Source organism: Nonomuraea sp. NPDC049646, assembly GCF_044465525.1.
Lineage (GTDB): Bacteria > Actinomycetota > Actinomycetes > Streptosporangiales > Streptosporangiaceae > Nonomuraea.
Map to the genome: position 1 here is coordinate 109,210 of NZ_JBITLU010000018.1, position 19,074 is coordinate 128,283.

Here is a 19,074-nt window from a genome sequence, read left to right on the forward strand (position 1 = left end):
AGCCTATGCCCTTCACAGTGCCCCGAGGCCACAGAGTTATGGCACCGACGCCTTCTGAATCTGTACGGCGGAGCTTGTTGTGGTTTGCGGTGATCTGCGGGGCTTGAGGAGTCGCTGGATGGGCCGTTCGGCAAAGGAGTAGATCAGATACGACAGCACGACGGCGGCCAGAGTCGTGACCAGGGCCACCGTCCAGGGGGGCAGGTCGCCGGTGAGCAGCGGGATGAGCGCCGCCGCGGCGACCCCATGGAAGAGGTAAAGCGGGTAAGTGGTGGCGCCGAGCGCGGTGAGCGTCCTGGAGGGTTTGAGGCGGATCAGGCCGAGGGCGACCAGGGCCATGGCGGCGAAGATCAGGGTGAGCGTGACGATCACGCTGGTATCGGTGACGGGCATGTTCTTGAACCCGGCGGCGTCGATGCGGCGGTGCACGCGGCCCAGCGCGGCGGGGATGGCCATGGCGTATCCGGCGGCCACGTACAGCCACGGGAGCAGGGCCTTGCGGTTCTGGTGGATGAGATACAAGGCCATGCCGGCGACGAAGTAGGGGGCGTAGTCGGGCATGACGATCTCGTTCAGCAGGTCGTTCTCCACGAACCTGGCGGCCAGCGCGGCGGCCAGCCAGACGCCCGAGAACACCAGCACGCGCCCGTACGTGACGCCGGCGATCACCAGGATCGCGATCAGCAGGTAGAACCGCAGCTCGGCCCAGAGCGACCAGTAGACGCCGCTGGCGTCGGCCACCTTGAACAGCCGCTGGAACATGGTGGCGTTCACCAGGTACTGGCCTGGTGAAAGTTTTGGGTCCAGCGCGGTGGCGCCGGTCAGCCCGTAAAGGGCCGCCACCGCGCCGAGGCTCAGCCAGTACGCCGGGTAGAGCCGCACCAGCCGCGACCGCGCGAACGCCCCGAGGCCCCTCCCCCACACCGTCATGAGAATGACGAACCCGCTGATGACGAAGAACAGCTCGACGCCGAGGATGCCCAGCCCGGCGAAGGGCGCCACCGCGGGGAACAGCGCGGCGGGCCTGGCCCCCCAGACCGAGGCGAAGGCCACCAGGTAGTGGAAGGCGACGACCGCCAGGGCGGCGAGGAAACGCAGCAGGTCGAGCTCGGCCAACCGGCCGTCTCCCCGAGCATGCTTTGGCCGGTTAGCTTGATGCACGCCCCTTTGACGACCCGCTGATCACTTTGGTTCCACAGGTCCCTCTGTTCCCACCAGCAACACGCGGGCCGCCGGGCCCAGCGCGAGCGCCTCGCGGGTCCCGGGATCGAGGGTGAGCAGCCCGGCGGCCCCGGCCGCGCCGCACTCCGACAGCGCCACCCCGCGCTCGGCCAGCAGCGCGGCGGCCTCGGCGGCCTGCGCGTCGGACACGGTGAGGAACAGGTCGGCCTGCCGGCTCAGCAGGTCGAAGGCGATCAGGGACGGTTCCAGGCAGTCGAGCCTGCCCAGGCGCGTGGGCGAACCGGTCGCGTGCACCGGGCGTCCGGCGCGGGCGCTCTCCAGCAGGCAGGGCGCGCCGTCGGGCTCGACCACGACGATCCGCGGCTGCTCGCCCCAGCGGTCGCGCGCGTACCCGGCCGCGGCGGCGGCCAGCCCGCCCACCCCGGCCTGCACGAACACGTGCGTGGGCGGGATCTCGATCTCGTCGAACAGGACGGTGTAGCCGCGCATGACGTCCAGGGGGATGTCGTCGTAGCCCTCCCAGGAGGTGTCGGCGACCAGGCGCCAGCCGTGCTCCTGGGAGGCGTGCAGGGCGGCGGCCAGGCTGGCGTCGTAGTCGCCGCCCTCGCGGCGGACCTCGGCGTCCAGGGCGCGCAGCCGGTGCGCGAACGGCTCGGGCACCTGCTCGCTGAGGTAGACGACGCAGTGCGCGCCGAGCTCCCTGGCCCCGGCCGCGACCGAGATGCCGTGGTTGCCGGCGCTGGCGCAGACGTACGTGGTGCCGCCGCCGTCGCGTTCGGACAGCCGGTGCACGGCGTAGGCCCCGCCGAGCGCCTTGAAGCTGCCCAGGCCCATGCGGCCGCTCTCGTCCTTGACGTGCACGGTGCCCGCCCCGGCCAGATCGGTCAGGGTGTGCACGGGCGTGGGCCGGTAGGCGGGGTGCCGGGCGAAGTGGGCGCGGGCGAGCCGGGCGTGCTCCACACCGATCAGCTCACGGTCGCGTTCGGCGTAGGGCGTGCGGCCGGGGTTGAAGAAGTGCATGATCGCCATGCTAGGACGGGCGTTCCCGGGTGCCTGGCGGGCGCGCCCGGCCGCATGTCACGACGAGCGGTCGCGGGCGGCGGCCACGGCGGCCTGGCCGAGGCTGAGCCCGCCGTCGCCGGGCGGCACCCGGGTGTGGGTGAGCACCCGGAACCCGGCACCGCGCAGGCGCTCGACGGCCCGTTCGAGCAGCAGCGCGTTCTGCAGCACCGAGCCCGACAGCGCCACGGTGTTCAGGCCGGTGCCGTCCCTGAGCATGACGCAGCAGCGCACGACGGCGTCGGCCACGCCGTTGTGGAAGCGGCCCGCGATCGAGCCGGTGGCCACCCCGGCCGCGACGTCGGCGGCGGCGGCCCGGACCAGGTCGGCGGCGTGCACGACGAGCAGGTCGCCCTCGGTGATGGTCGCCGGGTACGAGCCGCTCTCTGCCGGGTCGGCGCGCTGTTCGAGCTCGGCGGCCGCCTGCCCCTCGTAGGTGACGGCGTCCCGGATGCCGAGCAGCGCCGCGACGGCGTCGAACAGCGGCCCGGCGCTGGAGGTCATGGGCGCGCCGAGCCCGGTGCGGGTCCGGGCGAGCACGTCGGGCCAGTGGGCGGCGTTGCGGCGGACGACGTCCAGGCCGGGGTGCTCGTCGCGCAGGTAGGCGGCGGCCATGCGCCACGGCTGGCGGACCGCGGCGGCCCCGCCGGGCATCGGCACCAGGGCCAGGTGGCCGAGCCGGTGGAAGGAGGTCAGGTCGGCGCGCAGGAACTCGCCGCCCCACAGCGTGCCGTCGAGGCCGTGGCCGGGGCCGTCGAGGGCCACGCCGATCACCGGGCCGGTCTCGCCGTTGTCGGCCAGGCAGGAGGCGATGTGGGCGTGGTGGTGCTGGACGCCGACGAGCTCGACGCCGGTCAGCTCCAGGGCGTGCCTGGTGGACAGGTAGCCGGGGTCGAGGTCGTGCGCGACGACCTCGGGACGGATGTCGAACAGGCCGCAGAAGTGGTCGATGCCCTCGACGAAGGAGCGCAGGGTCTCCTGGTCGTCCAGGTCACCGATGTGCTGGGACAGGAACGCGCGGCGGCCGCGTACCAGGCAGAAGGTGCTGCGCAGCTCGGCGCCGCAGGCCAGCACCGGCCGGGGCGCGGGACGGCGCAGCGTGAGCGGCTCGGGCGCGTGGCCGCGGGCGCGGCGCAGCACGGTGTGCCCGCCCGACCAGGGACGCAGCACCGAGTCGTCGGCGGGGACGTGGATGGCCCGGTCGTGGACGAGGAAGGCGTCGGCGATGCCGCCGAGCCGGGTGACCGCGTCGGCGTCCTCGTAGGCGATGGGCTCGTCGCCGACGCTGCCGCTGGTCAGGACCATGGGCTCGGCCAGCTCCGCGAGCAGCAGGTGGTGCAGCGGCGTGCAGGGCAGCATCAGGCCGAGGTCGCGGCTGCCGGGCGCGACGGCGTCGGCGACGGGCGCGCCGGGCAGCCGGGGCAGCAGCACGATCGGCCGCGCGCGGCCGGTGAGCAGCGCGGCGCCCTGCCCGTCGACTGCGCACAGCCGCCGGGCCTGGTCGAGGTCGGCGACCATGACGGCGAACGGCTTCTCCGCGCGGTGCTTGCGGGCCCGCAGCGCCGCGGCGGCCTCCTGGTGGGCGGCGGGCACGGCCAGATGGAACCCGCCCAGCCCCTTGACGGCGACGACGCGGCCGGCCCGCAGCAGGGTCGCGCAGGCGGTGACCGGATCGCCGCACAGCTCGGCGCCGCGGGCGTCCAGCAGGCGCAGGGACGGGCCGCAGGCCGGGCAGCAGGTGGACTCGGCGCGGAAGTGACGGTCGCCGGGGTCGTGGTACTCGGCCGAGCAGCCGGCGCACATCGCGAACCGGGCCATGGTGGTCAGCAGCCGGTCATAGGGCACGCCGCGCACGACGGTGAAGCGCGGCCCGCAGTTGGCGCAGGCGATGAACGGGTAGCGGTGGCGCCGGCCGGCCGGGTCGGCCAGCTCGCGCAGGCAGTCGTCGCAGGTGGCGAGGTCGGCCGGGACGAGGGCGCGGCGCGGGCCGGCCGGGTCGCCGGCGGCGATGCTGAAGCCCCGGTGCCCCGCGGGCGGGCCGCTGACGACCGTGACGCTCTCGATCTCCGACAGGGCGGGCGCGTCGCGCTCCAGCGCGGTCAGGAACTCCTCGACCCCGGCCAGGGCGCCCTCGACCTCGATGAACACCCCCTCGACGTCGTTGCGCACGCGGCCGGCCAGGCCGAGCCTGCTGGCCAGCGAATACACGAAGGGGCGGAACCCCACGCCCTGAACGACGCCTTCGACGCGGACGTCCACCCGCTTACGGACCGTCACAGGCCCAGTGTGCGCCTCACCCGGGCGGCTTGTACGGCGGATGACGCGTGTCGCGCCCCCTTCTCCCAGGAACTCACGCGCTCTCTCCTCAAGAAGAAGCACGCTTTGTCCTGAAGAGGACGCCCCCGTCTCCCCGGAAGTCGCGCGCCCATCTCCGAGAAGCGCCCCGGCTCTCCCCCGCGCCGGCCCGGGTGGCTTCCCCCGGCTCTCTCCCGGACGCCTCCCCCGAAGGTCACCCCGGAGGGTTCCCGCTCTCCTCGGGAAGCCGGCCCCGTCTCTTCCAGACAGCTTTGCCCGGCGGGCATGGATAGGGCCGCTTTGCCCGGCGGGCATGGAAAGGGCCGCGCGGGCGGCCGCGCGGCCCTTTCCAGACGTTCCCTACAGGTACTGGCCGGTGTTGGCGACCGTGTCGATCGAACGGCCGGCCTCGGTGCCCTGCTTGCCGGAGACCAGCGTGCGGATGTAGACGATCCGCTCGCCCTTCTTGCCGGAGATGCGGGCCCAGTCGTCGGGGTTGGTGGTGTTGGGCAGGTCTTCGTTCTCGGAGAACTCGTCGACGCAGGCGGTGAGCAGGTGTTGCACCCGCAGACCCTTCTGCCCGCTCTCCAGGAACTGCTTGATGGCCATCTTCTTGCCCCGGTCGACGATGTTCTGGATCATCGCGCCGGAGTTGAAGTCCTTGAAGTAGAGGACTTCCTTGTCACCGTTGGCGTAGGTCACCTCGAGGAAGCGGTTCTCCTCGCTCTCGGTGTACATGCGCTCCACCACACTCTGGATCATGCCGTGGATGGTCGCCTCGCGAGAGTCGCCGTGCTCGGACAGATCGTCGGGGTGCAGGGGAAGGTCGGCCAGCAGGTACTTGGAGAAGATGTCCTTGGCCGCCTCGGCGTCGGGCCGCTCGATCTTGATCTTCACGTCCAGGCGGCCCGGCCGCAGGATCGCGGGGTCGATCATGTCCTCGCGGTTGGAGGCGCCGATCACGATGACGTTCTCCAGGCCCTCGACGCCGTCGATCTCCGACAGCAGCTGAGGGACGATGGTGTTCTCCACGTCGGACGAGACGCCGGAGCCACGGGTGCGGAAGATCGAGTCCATCTCGTCGAAGAACACGATCACCGGGGTGCCCTCGGAGGCCTTCTCCCGCGCCCGCTGGAAGACCAGGCGGATGTGCCGCTCGGTCTCGCCGACGTACTTGTTGAGCAGCTCCGGGCCCTTGATGTTGAGGAAGAAGCTCTTGCCGGACTGGCCGGTCTTCTCCGCGACCTGCTTGGCCAGGGAGTTGGCGACCGCCTTGGCGATGAGCGTCTTGCCGCAGCCGGGCGGGCCGTAGAGCAGCACGCCCTTCGGGGGACGCAGTTTGTGCTCGCGGAACAGGTCGGCGTGCAGGTAGGGCAGCTCGATGGCGTCCCTGATCTGCTCGATCTGCCGCATGAGCCCGCCGATCTCCTCGTAGGAGATGTCGGGGACCTCCTCGAGCACGAGCTCTTCGACTTCGGACTTGGGTATGCGCTCGTAGACGTAGCCGGAGCGGGGTTCGAGCAGGAGCGAGTCACCGGCCCTGATGGGCTGGCCGACCAGCGAGTCGGCCAGTCGCACGACGCGCTCCTCGTCGGCGTGCGAGATGACCAGGGCCCGCCTGCCCTCGTCCAGCAGTTCCTTGAGCATGACGATCTCGCCGACCTCTTCGTAGCCGAGCGCCTCGACCACGTTGAGTGCTTCGTTGAGCATGACCTCCTGGCCACGCCTCAGCGAGTCGACGTCGACGGCGGGGCTGACGTTCACCCGGAGCTTGCGCCCTCCGGTGAACACCTCGATCGTGCCGTCTTCTCGGGCTTCAAGGAAGGTGCCGAAGCCGGACGGCGGCTGCGCCAGCCGGTCGACCTCCTCCTTGAGAGCGACGATCTGGTCCCGGGCCTCCTTGAGTGTGGCCACCAGGCGCTCGTTCTGGCCTGTCACGGCCGCGAGATTCGCCTGTGCCTCATGGAGACGCTCTTCGAGGACTCTGGCCTGACGGGGTGACTCGGCCAGCTTCCGCCTCAGCGCGGTGATCTCCTCCTGGAGGAAGGAGACCTGTGTTGAAAGATCAGCGACCTCCCGTTCGCGCTGCGCGGCTCGAGCCTCAGCATCATCGCGAGCTGCCACGCCCCGTCACCTCCTTCCCAGTCGAGGGCGACTACTAAGGACCTTACCTATCTCGGGCCCCTCCGTAACCTGGCCGGGCAGTGTTCGTCGAGTGACATGCAGTATTCGGTGAATAATCCCCAATGGTGCGTTTAATACTCCCAGCATATGAACACGGCGATCTGTTCCCGTGTCACGCACCAACGCACCCTCGTGGCCAAATTGTCATAGTTCCTCGGTGGTTCCCTTCGGTCGGCGGCGTCGCGGTGGCGGCGTCACTCCGTCTGCCATGCGGCGGGCGCTGACGAGGAAGCCGGTGTGGCCGATCATCCGATGATCGGGACGAACCGCGAGCCCTTCGACATGCCAGTCGCGAACCAGGGTCTCCCACGCATGAGGCTCGGTGAAACACCCGTGATCGCGAATGGCCTCCACGGTCTTGGACATCTGGGTGGTGGTGGCGACATAGCAGCAGATGACGCCGCCCGGCGTGAGGGCCTTGGCGGCGGCGTCGACGCACTCCCAGGGGGCCAGCATGTCGAGGATGACGCGGTCGACGTCGGCCTCGTCGATCGAGGAGACCAGGTCGCCGACGACCAGGCGCCAGTTGTCGTCCATCGGGTCGCCGAAGAACTTCTCCACGTTCTTGCGGGCCACCTCGGAGAACTCCTCGCGGCGCTCGTAGGAGGTGACGTGGCCCTCGGGGCCGACGGCGCGCAGCAGGAAGCAGGTCAGGGCGCCGGAGCCGACGCCGGCCTCGATCACCCGCGCGCCGGGGAAGACGTCGGCCATGCCGACGATCATCGAGGCGTCCTTGGGGTAGATGACGGCCGCGCCGCGCGGCATCGCCAGCGTGTAGTCCTGGAGCAGGTGGCGGAAGGCGAGGTAGGCGGTGCCGCCGGAGGACCGCACGACGGAGCCTTCAGGCTGCCCGATCAGCTCGCTGTGCGGGATGGCGCCCTTGTGTGTGTGGAAGACGCCGTCCTGCTTGAGCGTGATCGTGTGGCGCTTGTTCTTGGGGTCGGTGAGCTGCACCTGATCCCCTGCCTGGAACGGCCCATGCCTGCGGAAACCCATGGCGGCAAGGTTATATGGGTTTCTCGGGCGCGCGGACGCGCGGTATCTATGGGGAATGCTCCCGCGCGACGTGATCTCCACCGGCCCCCTGATCCTGCGAATGCCCGCCGACCCCGACGCCGAGGCGATCGCGCGCATGATGGACGATCCCGTCACCGCCCGGCATCTGCCGCTGCTGCCGTCGCCGTACCGGATCGAGGACGCCCGCGCCTACCTGAAGTTCGCCGAGGACAAGTGGGCGTCGGGCGGCGCGGAGTGGGCCGTCACCGAGGACGGCCGGTACGCCGGCGCGATCGGGGTCCGCCCGCCCGACCGCTGGGGCACGGCCGAGATCGGCTACGTGGTGGCGCCGTGGGCGCGCGGCAGGGGCGTGGCCGCCCGGGCCGCCAGGGCGGTGTCCGACTGGCTGACCGACCGGGGCGTGCACCGGGTGGAGCTGCAGGCCGAGGTGGAGAACGTGGCCAGCCTCAGGGTCGCGCTCAGGGCCGGGTTCCGCGAGGAGGGCCGGCGGCGCAGGGCCAAGCGGCTGCGCGACGGGCGGTGGGTCGACCTGGTCTCCTTCGCGCGCATCGCCGGGGAGCCGGCGGCGGCCGAGGAGCCGTACCTGCCCTTCTTCGACGGCGGCGAGCTGACCGACGGCGTGGTGCGGCTCGCGCCGCTCGCGGTGGAGGACGCCCCGGAGTACCACCGGATGATGTGCGACCCGAGCGTGACCGCCTACTCCCTGACGCCGCCCGCCTCCCTGGAGGAGGACGAGCAGCGCTGCCGCTGCACCGGCTACTGGTGGGTCACCGGGCAGCGCATCGAACTGGCGGTCAGGGACGCCGCCACCGGCGCGTTCGCCGGGCACCTCCAGCTCATGCAGGTCCTTCCCGTGCTCGGGCAGGCCATGATCGGCTACTCGCTGGTTCCGGACTTCCGCGGCAGGGGGTTCATGACCCGCGCGGTGCGGCTGCTGGTCGACTGGGCGTTCGCGCGCACGGCCCTGCACCGGGTCGTGGCGGGCACCGACGTGGCGAACACGGCCTCGCACGCGGTGCTGGAACGTGCCGGTTTCAGCAGGGAGAGCCTGCACCGGGAGCTGTTCCCGAAGCCCGACGGCACCCGGGCGGACGACGTGGAGTGGGTGCGGCTGCGCCCGTCGTGAACGGCTCGACCGGCCCTGCCTGCGAAATGCGGAGAAATCGCAATTTCCTGTTGAGGGGTAGTCAAGAGCCGCGTCGAGGGTGATACTCCGGGGCACCGTTCGGAGTTTCGCGTGATCGGGCCGCGCGATCTCTTCGCCCTCCACCCGAGGGAATCACCGCGATGCCAAACAACCGTGTCGATATCGCCATGCGTGAACTCATCACCGCGTTCTCCTGCCTGGAGGTCGCCGACGTGATCGATCGGCTCGCGCGCGCCGCGGCGGCCGTGGCGGGGACCGCGTACGCGGGGTTCGTCCACGTGGACGTGCTGCGGCGGGACGCCCGTCCGCTGCACGTCCACGCGCCGCCGGGAGACCCGCTGCGGGTGCGGCGGTGGTTGTCGGGGTCCGGGGTGCTGAAGGAGCTGGCCGCCGCGGAGGGGTCGCTCCGGCTGGCGCGGGACGAGTCGATGGGCGAGCCGGGATTCCTGGCCGTGCCGGTGCCGGCGCAGGTCCGCGACCACACGTTCGTGTGGGTGGCGGGACGGGGTTTCCAGGAGGGGGACGAACACCTGCTGAGCCGGTACGCGACGGCGGCGGGGCGGGCGATGGAGGGGGCCCGGGGCCTGGAGGCGGCCGTACGGCTCCTGCGCGGCGTCCGCGCCCTCCGCCCCAGCTGACCCTCCACCCCAACCGCCTCGTCGGCACGGCCACCCCTTCTGAGCTGCCACCTCAGGGAAGCGCGCCCCTCGAACCGATGCACCTGCCGACCAGCCACCTCTTCGGAGAGGGGCAGCGCCTCCGGGACGCCCGCCTCTCTCGAGACGGCTGCACCTTCGGAACACCTGCCCTCTCGGACCGACCGCATCTCAGGAACTCCGGCCCCCTCGGGACGGCCGGCTCATTGGCACGGCCGCCCCCTTTGGGACGGCCCGGATCTCTCTTTCGAAGAGGGCCGCGGACCCGGTCCTGACTTTTCCCGAAATATCGCCCAGCGCCCACGAAATACCCTTACTAACCCCTCCCTCAGACGCCGAGAATTTCCCCTCACCCATTCACCCCCGACCATTCCCGGCGCATTTCGTAAACGCTTATCCGGAAACACGAACGCCCGCACCCCCGGAAAAGAGGTGCGGGCGGACGGGCGCCGGAATCAGCCCCGGTGGGCCTCGAAGCGGAGCGTGCGGGAGACGCCCACGCGCACCGTCGTGCCGGGCGCGATGGTGACCGGCTCGTTGGGCGGGATGTCGTAGAAGTTGGGGTCGCCGGGCGGCTGGATCTGGGTGCCGTTGACCGAGCCCAGGTCGACCAGGTTGACGTCCCAGCCGTCGAGGGCCACCCGCAGGTGGCGGCGCGAGACCGAGCCGTCGGGGCTGGTGACCTTGGCGGGCCTGGCCGAGCCGCCCGCCACCTCGGGCGCGCGCTCGGGGTCACGGCCCAGCAGGTAGTCGCTCTCCAGCGGCAGCGCCGTGCCGTCGTCGAGGATGAGCACGCCGAGCGAGGGCCGCGGCCCCTTGTACGGCACCAGCGTCCGCTGCACCAGGGCGATGCCGCAGACGGCGCAGTAGGGCACCCTGGGGTCGTTGAAGTGGTCGTTCTTGCAGTCGACCCCGTAGACCAGCGGGCGGTCGCCGTGGTCGCCCTGCTGCTCCTGCGGCGGCGGCCCCGGGTGGTCGAAGTGCTCCGGCGGGCCGAGCACGGGCGGGGCCGGCTGGTCGAAGTGATCGGGCGGGCCCATGTGCTGCTGCTGGTCGGCCATGCCGTTGCCGGACGGCGGCAGCTCGTCGTAGGACGGGAACTGCTGGGGCTCGGGGTGGGGCTGCTCCTGCGCGGGCAGGAAGGGAGGCTGGTCCTGGGGCGGGAGGTAGGGCGGCTGCTCGTGCCCGAACGGGGCCTGCTCCTGGCCGAAGGGCGGCTGCTCGTGCCCGAACGGCGGCTGGTCCAGCGACGGCGGCCCGGAGTGAGGGCTGGAGTGGGGACCGGGCTGGGGGCCCGGGTGCGGGACGCCGGCCTGCGCGCCCGAGGGCGGACCCTGGACGATCGGCGGCTGGTCGGCCAGCGGGTAGGGAGGCCGCTCGACGGGTCGTTCGGCCGGCCGCTCGGCGGGCCGCTCGGGCGGCGGGGCCAGGTCGGGCTCCATGTGCAGGGCCGTGTTGGGCATCTCGCTGGTGAGCGGCCGGTCGGCCGCCCGCCCCTGGGGACGGACGTGCGACGGCTGGTCGGTGAGGTCGCCGATCAGGCCGCCGCCGTGGACGACGCCGCCCTCGAAGCCGACCGCGGGATGGGCGTCGCCGGCGCCGGGCAGGGTGAGCTCGACGCGCTCGACCGGGCCGCTGATCAGCCGGTCGGCCCAGGTGAGGGAGTCGCTGCCGGCCAGGCGCGTCTCGCCGCCGGAGGTGCTGACCGAGGCCGAGGCCGAGCCGCTGACCAGGACGGCCACGCCGCCGCCCACGGGACCGGCGACCGCGCACGTGGCCGGGTCGCCCGCCATGTTGGCGGCCAGCACCTGCGCCGCGCGGCGGGCCAGCGCCCGGCCGTCGCCGCCGGAGGCCGCCGTCTCGCGCAGCGCCTCGATCAGGCCGTCGGCGGCCGCCTCGCCCGCGTCGCACACCAGCAGCAGGCCGCCGATGTAGGCGACCAGCCCGTCGCCGGGAAGGGGACGCACCACTCCGAAGCCCTGGCCGCTCATGCGCCCTCCCTCATGACGACCGTGCTGCGCTCATCGGTGCCCTCGCTGCGCTCGGTCACTCAACTCTCCTCCCCGGAAGCCGGCGGTGTTACGGCACCCGCACTGCCGTGCCGGCCACCAGCCATACGCATACCCAGACGACGACGCCGTGTCGCGGCCCAGGCGTCTCGATTCGGTGAACCGGTGGACCACGACCAACCCGTCTACTGTGCAAGTTCGGCCAAACAGAAGACTATCGGCCTGCCGTCCTGGCATCGAAATCGCCGGGCTACGGGAAGTGGCCGGACAAGACCTTAGCCGCAAACGCGCCGGGCATGTCAGACCCCGGTGAAGACGCGGTTGACGTCGGCGGTGGCGAGCACGCCGTAGATCTCGCCGCCGTGCTCCACCAGCAGGTACTCCCCGGCGGGGGCCGAGCGCATGGCGTCGATGAGCGGCTCGCCGGTCAGGTCGGCGGCCAGCACCATGGTCGGTTCGAGCGCCTTGGCCAGCGAGCCGACGTCGACCCACGGGCGCCGGTGCTCGGGAGTGGCCTGGACGGCGGCCTCGTTGACGATGGCGACCGGCCGTCCGTCGTGGTCGACCACCACCAGGGCGCCCGCCCGCTGCTCGGCGGCCTGCCGCAGCGCCTCGGCCAGCGGCGTCTCGGCCGCCACCGGGATCGCCCTGCGGGCCAGCGCGCGCGCGTTGACCTGCGGGATGCGGGCGCGGATGCGGGCCACGCGCAGCGACTGGGTGGCGCCCATCCAGATGAAGGAGGCCAGCACCACCGGCCACAGCAGCTCGACGGGGTCGAACTCCTGCCCGCTCGTCATCGACGTCGCGAACGGCAGGACGACCAGCAGCACGGCCAGCACGCGCCCGCCCCAGGCGGCCACGACCGTGCCGGAGCCGGGGTTCCTGGTCAGCTTCCACACGCCCGCGCGCAGCATCCGGCCGCCGTCGAGCGGCAGGCCGGGCAGCAGGTTGAACACGCCGACGATGAGGTTGGCCACCCACAGCTGCCAGATGAGCACCTCGGCGATGCCGCCGTCGTTGATCACGTACGTGTCGGCGAGCAGGCCGAGCCCGGCCAGGCCCAGCGACAGGCCCGGCCCGGCGGCGGCGACCAGGAACTCCTTGCCCGGCGTGGGCGGCTCCTTCTCGATCTCCGACACGCCGCCGAGGAAGTAGAGGGTGATCCGGCGCACCGGCAGGCCGAACATCTTGGCCAGCACGCTGTGGGCCAGCTCGTGCAGCAGCACCGAGACGTAGAGCAGCACGGCGAAGACGAAGGCCACCGCGTAGGCGACGGTGCTGTCCAGCTCGGGCAGCATGTCGCGCATGCGGGGGCCGAACATGACGGTGATGAAGGCAGCGACGATGAACCACGTCCAGGAGACGTACACCGGGATGCCGAAGGGCCGCCCCATCCGAAGGCCGGGGAACTCCTGACGCGGGCTCTGCTCGCTCACCGCACTCCTCGTACGTCCATTACGTGCTGTTGCTGCCTCGATGCTACGCGCCGGATCACGTGATCCTCGTCCCGGCGAGGGTTATTCTGTCGGGCTCTTGACCTAGAGTGCGGTGCATGACGTTGACCGAACCGGTGATCATCGGAGCTCTCTCCCCGTCCCGGGCAGGCGATTTCATGACCTGTCCCCTGCTCTACCGGTTCCGGGTCATCGACCAGCTGCCCGAGAAACCCTCCCCCGCGGCCGTGCGCGGCACCGTGGTGCACGCCGTGCTGGAGCGGCTCTACGACCTGCCGGCGCCGCGCCGGTCGGTGCAGGCGGCGCTGGAGCTGCTGGAGCCCCAGTGGCAGCGGCTGCTGCAGGAGGACGAGCAGTACGCGCGGATGTTCGCCGACGACGCCGAGCAGGCCGAGTGGCTGGCGCAGGCGCGGGCGATGCTGGAGCGCTACTTCACGCTGGAGGACCCGACCCGGCTGGAGCCCGCCGAGCGCGAGCTCTACGTGCAGGCGGTGCTGGAGGGCGGCCTGATGCTGCGGGGCTACGTCGACCGGCTCGACGTGGCGCCCACCGGCGAGGTCCGGGTGGTCGACTACAAGACGGGCAGCGCGCCCGGCCCCGACTTCGAGGCCAAGGCGCTGTTCCAGATGAAGTTCTACGCGCTGGTGCTGTGGCGGCTGCGCGGGCAGGTCCCCCGGCTGTTGCAGCTGGTCTACCTGGGCGGGCGCGGCGAGGTGCTGCGTTACGCCCCCGACGAGGCCGACCTGCTGGCCACCGAGCGCAAGGTGATGGCGCTGTGGACGGCGATCGAGCGGGCGCTGGAGACCGGCGAGTGGCGGGCGCGCCGCAGCCGGCTGTGCGACTGGTGCGACCACCAGGCGCTGTGCCCGGAGTTCGGCGGCACCCCGCCGCCGGTGCCCGACCGCCAGCCGGGCGACACGGTGCGCAGCAACCGGCGCGCGGCCACCGACGAGCTGTAGCCGCCGATAGCCCTCCGACAGGCCGCTCCTAATCCTCCGAAGGGAGGAGTTCAAGGCTCTCACCTGGGCCTACAGTGAAGCGGTGCGGATCGACCGACCCCTGTTCCACGACACGGTCCTGGCCGTGGTGGTGGCCGCGGCCTCGGTGACGCTCTTCCTCCTCTACGGGCCCGAGCGCCTGGAGCCGGCGGAGCTGACGACGGTGAGCATGCGCGCGCCCGACGGGCTCGGCGCGGCGCTGCTGGTGCTGGCCGCCGCGCCCATCGCGGTGCGCAGGCGCTGGCCGCTGGCGGCGCTGTGCGCCGGCCTGATCCCCGAGACGGCGCTGACCGCGCTGGGTTACGGCACCGGCGCGTCGGGGGTGTCCAGCCTGGTGCTGGTGTACTCGGTGGCCTCCAACCGGGGGCTGGCGGTGGCGCTGGGCGGGCTGCTGGTCTCGCTGCTGACGTACGCGCTGGGGGCGCTGGCCGCGCCGGACCTGCCGCCGGGCGCGAGCGGGCACGTGGTGGCGGTCCTGGTGCTGCTGGCGGTCTGGGGGGCGGGCCGGAGCCTGCGGCTGCGGCGGGCGTACCTGGAGGAGCTGCGCGACCGGGCGGCCAGGCTGGAGCGGGCCCACGCGGCCGACACGCGGGCCGCGCGGGCCGAGGAGCGCTCGCGCATCGCCCGCGAGCTGCACGACGTGGTGGCCCACCACGTGAGCGTGATGACGGTGCAGGCGGCCGCTGCCCGCCGGGTGCTGGCCGCCGATCCCGACCTGGCGCGGGAGGCGCTGTCGGCGATCGAGAACACCGGGCGGCTGGCCATGTCCGAGATGCGCAACATCGTGGGCGTGCTGCGTACCGACGCGCGGGCCGAGCTGGGGCCGCAGCCGGGCGTGGGCGACCTGCCGGTGCTGGTGGAGCAGATGCGCGAGGCGGGGCTGCCCACGCGGCTGCGCGTGGAGGGCGAGCCGCGGCCGCTGCCCGCGGGGGTCGACCTGGCCGCCTACCGGCTGGTCCAGGAGGGGCTGACGAACAGCCTGCGGCACGCGGGCGCCGGGGCCGAGGCGGTGGTCACCGTCTCGCACGCCCCCTCGGGCCTTGACGTACGCGTCGAGGACGACGGCAGGGGCGCGGCTCCGGCGGCCGACCGGCCGGGCCACGGTCTGGTCGGCATTCGCGAGCGGGTCGCACTCTATGGTGGAATTCTGAACATCGGTCCGCGACCGGGGGGCGGTTTCGAGGTGCGGGCGAGCTTCCCGTTGAAGGACGGCCAATGACGATCAGAGTGCTGCTGGTGGACGACCAGCCGCTGCTGCGCACGGGATTCCGCCTGATCTTGGAGGCCGAGCCCGACATCACGGTGGTCGGCCAGGCCGGCGACGGCAAGGGCGCAATGGAGCAGACCAGGGCGCTGCTGCCCGACGTCGTGCTCATGGACATCCGCATGCCGGGCGTCGACGGCATCGAGGCGACCCGCCGGATCGTGCGGGAGGCCGCGCCCACGGCGCACGTGCCGAAGGTGCTGGTGCTGACCACGTTCGACCTCGACGAGTACATCGTGGAGGCGCTGCGGTCGGGAGCCTCGGGCTTCCTGCTGAAGGACGTGCCGCCCGACGAGCTGGTGCAGGCGATCCGGGTGGTGGCCGCGGGCGACGCGATCGTGGCGCCGAGCGTGACCAGGCGGCTGCTCGACCGGTTCTCCAAGCGGCTGCCCTCGGCCTACGAGCAGGCCACGCCGGCCCGCCTCGACCGGCTGACCGAGCGGGAGCTGGAGGTGCTGCGGCTGATCGCCAAGGGCATGTCCAACGCGGAGATCGCGGCCAAGCTCGTGGTGAGCGAGACGACGGTCAAGACGCACGTGGGCAACGTGCTGACCAAGCTGGGGCTGCGCGACCGGGTGCAGGCCGTGGTGCTGGCGTACGAGACCGGGCTGATCACGCCCGGCGCGATGTCCTGAGGCCGCCGCCCCGGCAGGAGGGCGGCGGCCGCAAGGTCTCCGGGCCCGCGTCGGGCCCGCGTCACGCCGGGGTCAGGCCTGCGTCGCCGCGGCGGTCGCGGCGGCGGGGGCGTTCTCCGGGAAGTGGCAGGCCACGCGGTGGCCGCCGGCCAGCTGCTCCAGGGGCGGCTCGACCGTCTTGCAGATCTCCTGCGCCTTCCAGCAGCGGGTGTGGAAGCGGCAGGCGGGCGGCGGGTTGAGCGGGCTCGGCACGTCGCCGGTGAGCCTGATGCGCTCGCGTTCCTTGCGCGCCTTGGGGTCGGGCACGGGCACGGCCGACAGCAGGGCGTTGGTGTAGGGGTGCATCGGCGAGCTGTACAGGCTCTTGCGGTCGGCGATCTCGACGATCTTGCCCAGGTACATGACCGCGACCCGGTCGCTGATGTGGCGCACCACCGACAGGTCGTGGGCGATCACGACGTAGGTCAGGTCGAGCTCGTTCTGCAGGTCCTCCAGCAGGTTGACGACCTGGGCCTGGATGGACACGTCGAGCGCGGAGACCGGCTCGTCGGCGATGATGAGCTTGGGCTTGAGCGCGAGCGTGCGGGCGATGCCGATGCGCTGCCGCTGACCGCCGGAGAACTCGTGCGGGTAGCGGTTGTAGTGCTCGGGGTTGAGCCCGACCAGGGCGAGGATGTCCTGGACCGCCTTCTTGACGCCGTTCTCGGTCTGCACGCCCTGGATGCGGAACGGCGCGCCGACGATGGTGCCGACGGTGTGGCGGGGGTTCAGCGACGAGAACGGGTCCTGGAAGATCATCTGCATGTCGCGGCGGAGCGGCCTGAGCCTGCCCTGCCCCATGTGCGTGATGTCCTGGCCCTCGAAGACGACCTTGCCGCCGGTCGGCTCAAGGAGCCTGGTGACCAGGCGGCCGGTGGTGGACTTGCCGCAGCCGGACTCCCCCACCAGGCCGAGCGTCTCGCCCTTGAAGACGTCGAAGCTGACCCCGTCGACCGCCTTGACGGCGCCGACCTGCCGCTTGAGCAGGCCCTTTGTCACCGGGAAGTGCTTCTCCAGTCCTTGGACGGAAAGAAGCGGCTCGTTCGCGGTCACCGTCTCGCTCACTGGCTCTCCAGCACTGGCTTGATCTCGTTCTCCCACAGCTCCCGCCGCTCCGTCCTGCTCATGTGGCAGCGCACCAGGTGGCCGCCCTCGGTCTCGATCAGGCCGGGCACCTCACTGCTGGACTTGCCCCCGGTGCGCTCGGCGTAGGGGCAGCGGGGGTGGAAGGCGCAGCCCGGAGGCACGTTGATCAGGGACGGCGGCGAGCCCTTGATCGGCATCAGCCGCTCGGTGGGCTCCCGGTCGAGGCGGGGCATCGATCCCAGTAGACCCCATGTGTAGGGGTGCTCGGGACGGTAGAAGATGTCGTCGGCGGTGCCGTACTCGATGCACTTGCCGCCGTACATGACCAGGATGTCGTCGGACAGCTCGGCCACCACGCCCAGGTCGTGGGTGATGATGATCAGCGCGGAGTTGAACTCGCGCTGCAGGTCGACCATGAGGTCGAGGATCTGGGCCTGCACGGTCACGTCGAGCGCGGTGGTCGGCTCGTCGGCGATGAGCAGCTCGGGGTCGCACGACAGCGCCATGGCGATCATCGCGCGCTGGCGCATGCCGCCGGAGAACTCGTGCGGGTAGGAGTCGACGCGGCGCTGCGGCTCGGGGATGCCCACGCGGCCCAGCATGTCCACGGCGTGCTTCTTGGCGACGGCCTTGCTGACCTTGTGGTGGATCCGGTACGCCTCGACGATCTGGTCGCCGACGGTGTAGAAGGGGTGCATCGCCGACAGCGGATCCTGGAAGATCATCGCCATCTTCTTGCCGCGCAGCCCGCGCACGTGCTCCTGCGAGGCGCCCACGAGCTCCTCGCCGTCGAGCCAGATCTCGCCCGAGACGTTGGCGCCCTTGCCCTTGTGCAGGCCGAGGATGCCGAGGCTGGTCACCGACTTGCCCGAGCCGGACTCGCCGACGATGCCGAGGGTCTTGCCGCGTTCGAGACTGAAGGTCAGCCCGTCGACGGACCTGACCAGGCCGTCGTCGGTCGGGAAGTGGATCTTCAGGTCCTTGACGTCGAGGAAGGGACTCACGCCAGCCTCACTCTCGGGTCAACGACCGCGTAGAGCAGGTCGACGATCAGGTTGGCCAGGATGATGAAGGCCGCCGCGACGATCGTGACGCCCATCACCTGGGGAAGGTCGTTGTTGCTGATGGCGTCGACGGCGTACTTGCCGATGCCGGGCAGCGAGAAGGTGCTCTCGGTCAGGACGGCGCCGCCGAGCAGCAGCCCCAGGTCGAGGCCGAACATGGTGACCACGGGGGTGAGCGTGGCCCGCAGCCCGTGTTTGAGCACCACCTTCCGCTCGGGCAGGCCCTTGGCCCTGGCCGTGCGGATGTAGTCCTCCGACATGGTCTCCAGCATGCCCGCGCGGGTGAGGCGGGCGTAGCCGGCGGCGTACAGGAAGGCGAGCGTCACCCAGGGCAGCATGAGGTTGTTGGCCCAGGTGAGCGGGTCTTCGCTGATCGGCACCCAGTCGGCCACGTCGCCGACCAGGCCGAGCTGGTCGCGGAAGATGGCCAGGGAGACGATGCCGGTGAAGAAGATCGGCAGCGAGACGCCGGCCAGGGCGATGCCCATGGACAGGCGGTCGAAGAAGCTGCCGCGGCGCAGCGCCGACAACACGCCGGTGGCCACGCCGAAGATGACCCACACCACGGCCGCGCCGAGCGCCAGCGACAAGGTGATCGGCAGGCGGTTGAGCAGGTCGGGCAGGACCGGGTTCTGGCTGACGTAGCTGTAGCCGAAGCAGGGCGCCGGGCAGTGCTCGATGCCGGGGCCGTAGTTGCGATCGACGCCGACGAAGATGCCCTGTACGAAACGTCCGTACTGGACCAGGATCGGGTCGTAGAAGCCGAGGCGCACAGCCGTGTCGTGGATCACCTCGGCGTTGGCCGCCTTGCCCACGTACCGGGAGGCCAGGTCGTCAGCGGACATCCCAGCGAGCCGAGGCACGAGGAAGAAGATGGCGAACGTCGCGATGCTCACCACGAAGAGCAGCATGACGGCCGCTATCAACCGTCTGAGAATGTATGTGAACACTGATCTCGGCCATGGCGGCCGGGCCTTGTGAGCCC

General features: G+C 71.5%; 15 protein-coding genes. 5 read left to right on the forward strand and 10 right to left on the reverse strand.

All coding sequences use genetic code 11. The annotated features are described in order from the left end of the window. Window positions 1-36: 36 nt before the first annotated feature. From ACIBQ8_RS40575 to ACIBQ8_RS40595, 5 genes are all read right to left on the reverse strand, one after another. A complete protein-coding gene (locus ACIBQ8_RS40575) occupies window positions 37-1,116 on the reverse strand; it encodes an acyltransferase family protein (protein ID WP_397177425.1) in 1,080 nt (359 codons plus the stop codon). A 66-nt stretch (window positions 1,117-1,182) separates the two neighbouring features. Then, window positions 1,183-2,202: a pyridoxal-phosphate dependent enzyme gene (locus tag ACIBQ8_RS40580; RefSeq protein ID WP_397194699.1), complete on the reverse strand. Its 1,020-nt coding sequence runs from the start codon at window positions 2,200-2,202 to the stop codon at window positions 1,183-1,185. Window positions 2,203-2,259: 57 nt separating this feature from the next. Beyond that, complete coding sequence (gene hypF / locus ACIBQ8_RS40585; protein WP_397194700.1) at window positions 2,260-4,518, reverse strand: carbamoyltransferase HypF; 2,259 nt, start codon at window positions 4,516-4,518, stop codon at window positions 2,260-2,262. Between the two features lie 378 nt (window positions 4,519-4,896). Next, window positions 4,897-6,660 (reverse strand): proteasome ATPase, encoded by a 1,764-nt coding sequence (arc, locus tag ACIBQ8_RS40590; RefSeq protein WP_352326893.1) that lies wholly within the window; start codon window positions 6,658-6,660, stop codon window positions 4,897-4,899. A gap of 204 nt (window positions 6,661-6,864) precedes the next feature. Next, window positions 6,865-7,716 (reverse strand): tRNA (adenine-N1)-methyltransferase, encoded by an 852-nt coding sequence (locus ACIBQ8_RS40595; protein WP_397177418.1) that lies wholly within the window; start codon window positions 7,714-7,716, stop codon window positions 6,865-6,867. Between the two features lie 55 nt (window positions 7,717-7,771). Between ACIBQ8_RS40595 and ACIBQ8_RS40600 the strand changes: the two genes are divergently transcribed. Both ACIBQ8_RS40600 and ACIBQ8_RS40605 read left to right on the forward strand, forming a co-directional pair. Beyond that, window positions 7,772-8,863 carry a GNAT family N-acetyltransferase gene (locus ACIBQ8_RS40600; protein WP_397177416.1) on the forward strand — a complete coding sequence of 364 codons (1,092 nt, stop codon included), beginning with the start codon at window positions 7,772-7,774 and terminating at the stop codon, window positions 8,861-8,863. A 188-nt stretch (window positions 8,864-9,051) separates the two neighbouring features. Then, window positions 9,052-9,522 carry a hypothetical protein gene (locus tag ACIBQ8_RS40605; RefSeq protein WP_397177414.1) on the forward strand — a complete coding sequence of 157 codons (471 nt, stop codon included), beginning with the start codon at window positions 9,052-9,054 and terminating at the stop codon, window positions 9,520-9,522. A 473-nt stretch (window positions 9,523-9,995) separates the two neighbouring features. On the opposite strand, the gene ACIBQ8_RS40610 is transcribed toward ACIBQ8_RS40605, so the two are convergent. Together ACIBQ8_RS40610 and ACIBQ8_RS40615 are read right to left on the reverse strand one after the other, a co-directional pair. Next, window positions 9,996-11,531, reverse strand: coding sequence for an FHA domain-containing protein (locus ACIBQ8_RS40610; protein ID WP_397194701.1), 1,536 nt, complete (start codon window positions 11,529-11,531; stop codon window positions 9,996-9,998). A gap of 317 nt (window positions 11,532-11,848) precedes the next feature. After that, complete coding sequence (locus ACIBQ8_RS40615; protein WP_397177410.1) at window positions 11,849-12,985, reverse strand: site-2 protease family protein; 1,137 nt, start codon at window positions 12,983-12,985, stop codon at window positions 11,849-11,851. Between the two features lie 116 nt (window positions 12,986-13,101). On the opposite strand from ACIBQ8_RS40615, the gene ACIBQ8_RS40620 reads away from it, so the two are divergent. The 3 genes from ACIBQ8_RS40620 to ACIBQ8_RS40630 all read left to right on the forward strand — a co-directional run bounded on the left by ACIBQ8_RS40620 (window position 13,102) and on the right by ACIBQ8_RS40630 (window position 15,900). After that, complete coding sequence (locus ACIBQ8_RS40620) at window positions 13,102-13,962, forward strand: RecB family exonuclease (RefSeq protein ID WP_358011338.1); 861 nt, start codon at window positions 13,102-13,104, stop codon at window positions 13,960-13,962. An 82-nt stretch (window positions 13,963-14,044) separates the two neighbouring features. Then, complete coding sequence (locus tag ACIBQ8_RS40625; RefSeq protein ID WP_397194702.1) at window positions 14,045-15,220, forward strand: sensor histidine kinase; 1,176 nt, start codon at window positions 14,045-14,047, stop codon at window positions 15,218-15,220. Next, a complete protein-coding gene (locus ACIBQ8_RS40630; RefSeq protein ID WP_397177406.1) occupies window positions 15,217-15,900 on the forward strand; it encodes a response regulator in 684 nt (227 codons plus the stop codon). Before ACIBQ8_RS40625 ends, ACIBQ8_RS40630 begins: the two co-directional genes overlap by 4 nt. A gap of 72 nt (window positions 15,901-15,972) precedes the next feature. Here ACIBQ8_RS40630 and ACIBQ8_RS40635 read toward each other — a convergent pair whose 3' ends face one another. Genes ACIBQ8_RS40635 through ACIBQ8_RS40645 form a run of 3 tightly spaced genes read right to left on the reverse strand, consistent with a single transcriptional unit; the run spans window position 15,973 to window position 19,039 of the window. Next, window positions 15,973-17,004 (reverse strand): ABC transporter ATP-binding protein, encoded by a 1,032-nt coding sequence (locus ACIBQ8_RS40635; protein WP_397177404.1) that lies wholly within the window; start codon window positions 17,002-17,004, stop codon window positions 15,973-15,975. Continuing rightward, window positions 17,001-18,029 (reverse strand): ABC transporter ATP-binding protein, encoded by a 1,029-nt coding sequence (locus ACIBQ8_RS40640; protein ID WP_397177402.1) that lies wholly within the window; start codon window positions 18,027-18,029, stop codon window positions 17,001-17,003. The genes ACIBQ8_RS40635 and ACIBQ8_RS40640 overlap by 4 nt, the downstream gene beginning before the upstream one ends. Next, window positions 18,026-19,039 carry an ABC transporter permease gene (locus ACIBQ8_RS40645; protein WP_352364030.1) on the reverse strand — a complete coding sequence of 338 codons (1,014 nt, stop codon included), beginning with the start codon at window positions 19,037-19,039 and terminating at the stop codon, window positions 18,026-18,028. Before ACIBQ8_RS40645 ends, ACIBQ8_RS40640 begins: the two co-directional genes overlap by 4 nt. Window positions 19,040-19,074: the final 35 nt, after the last annotated feature.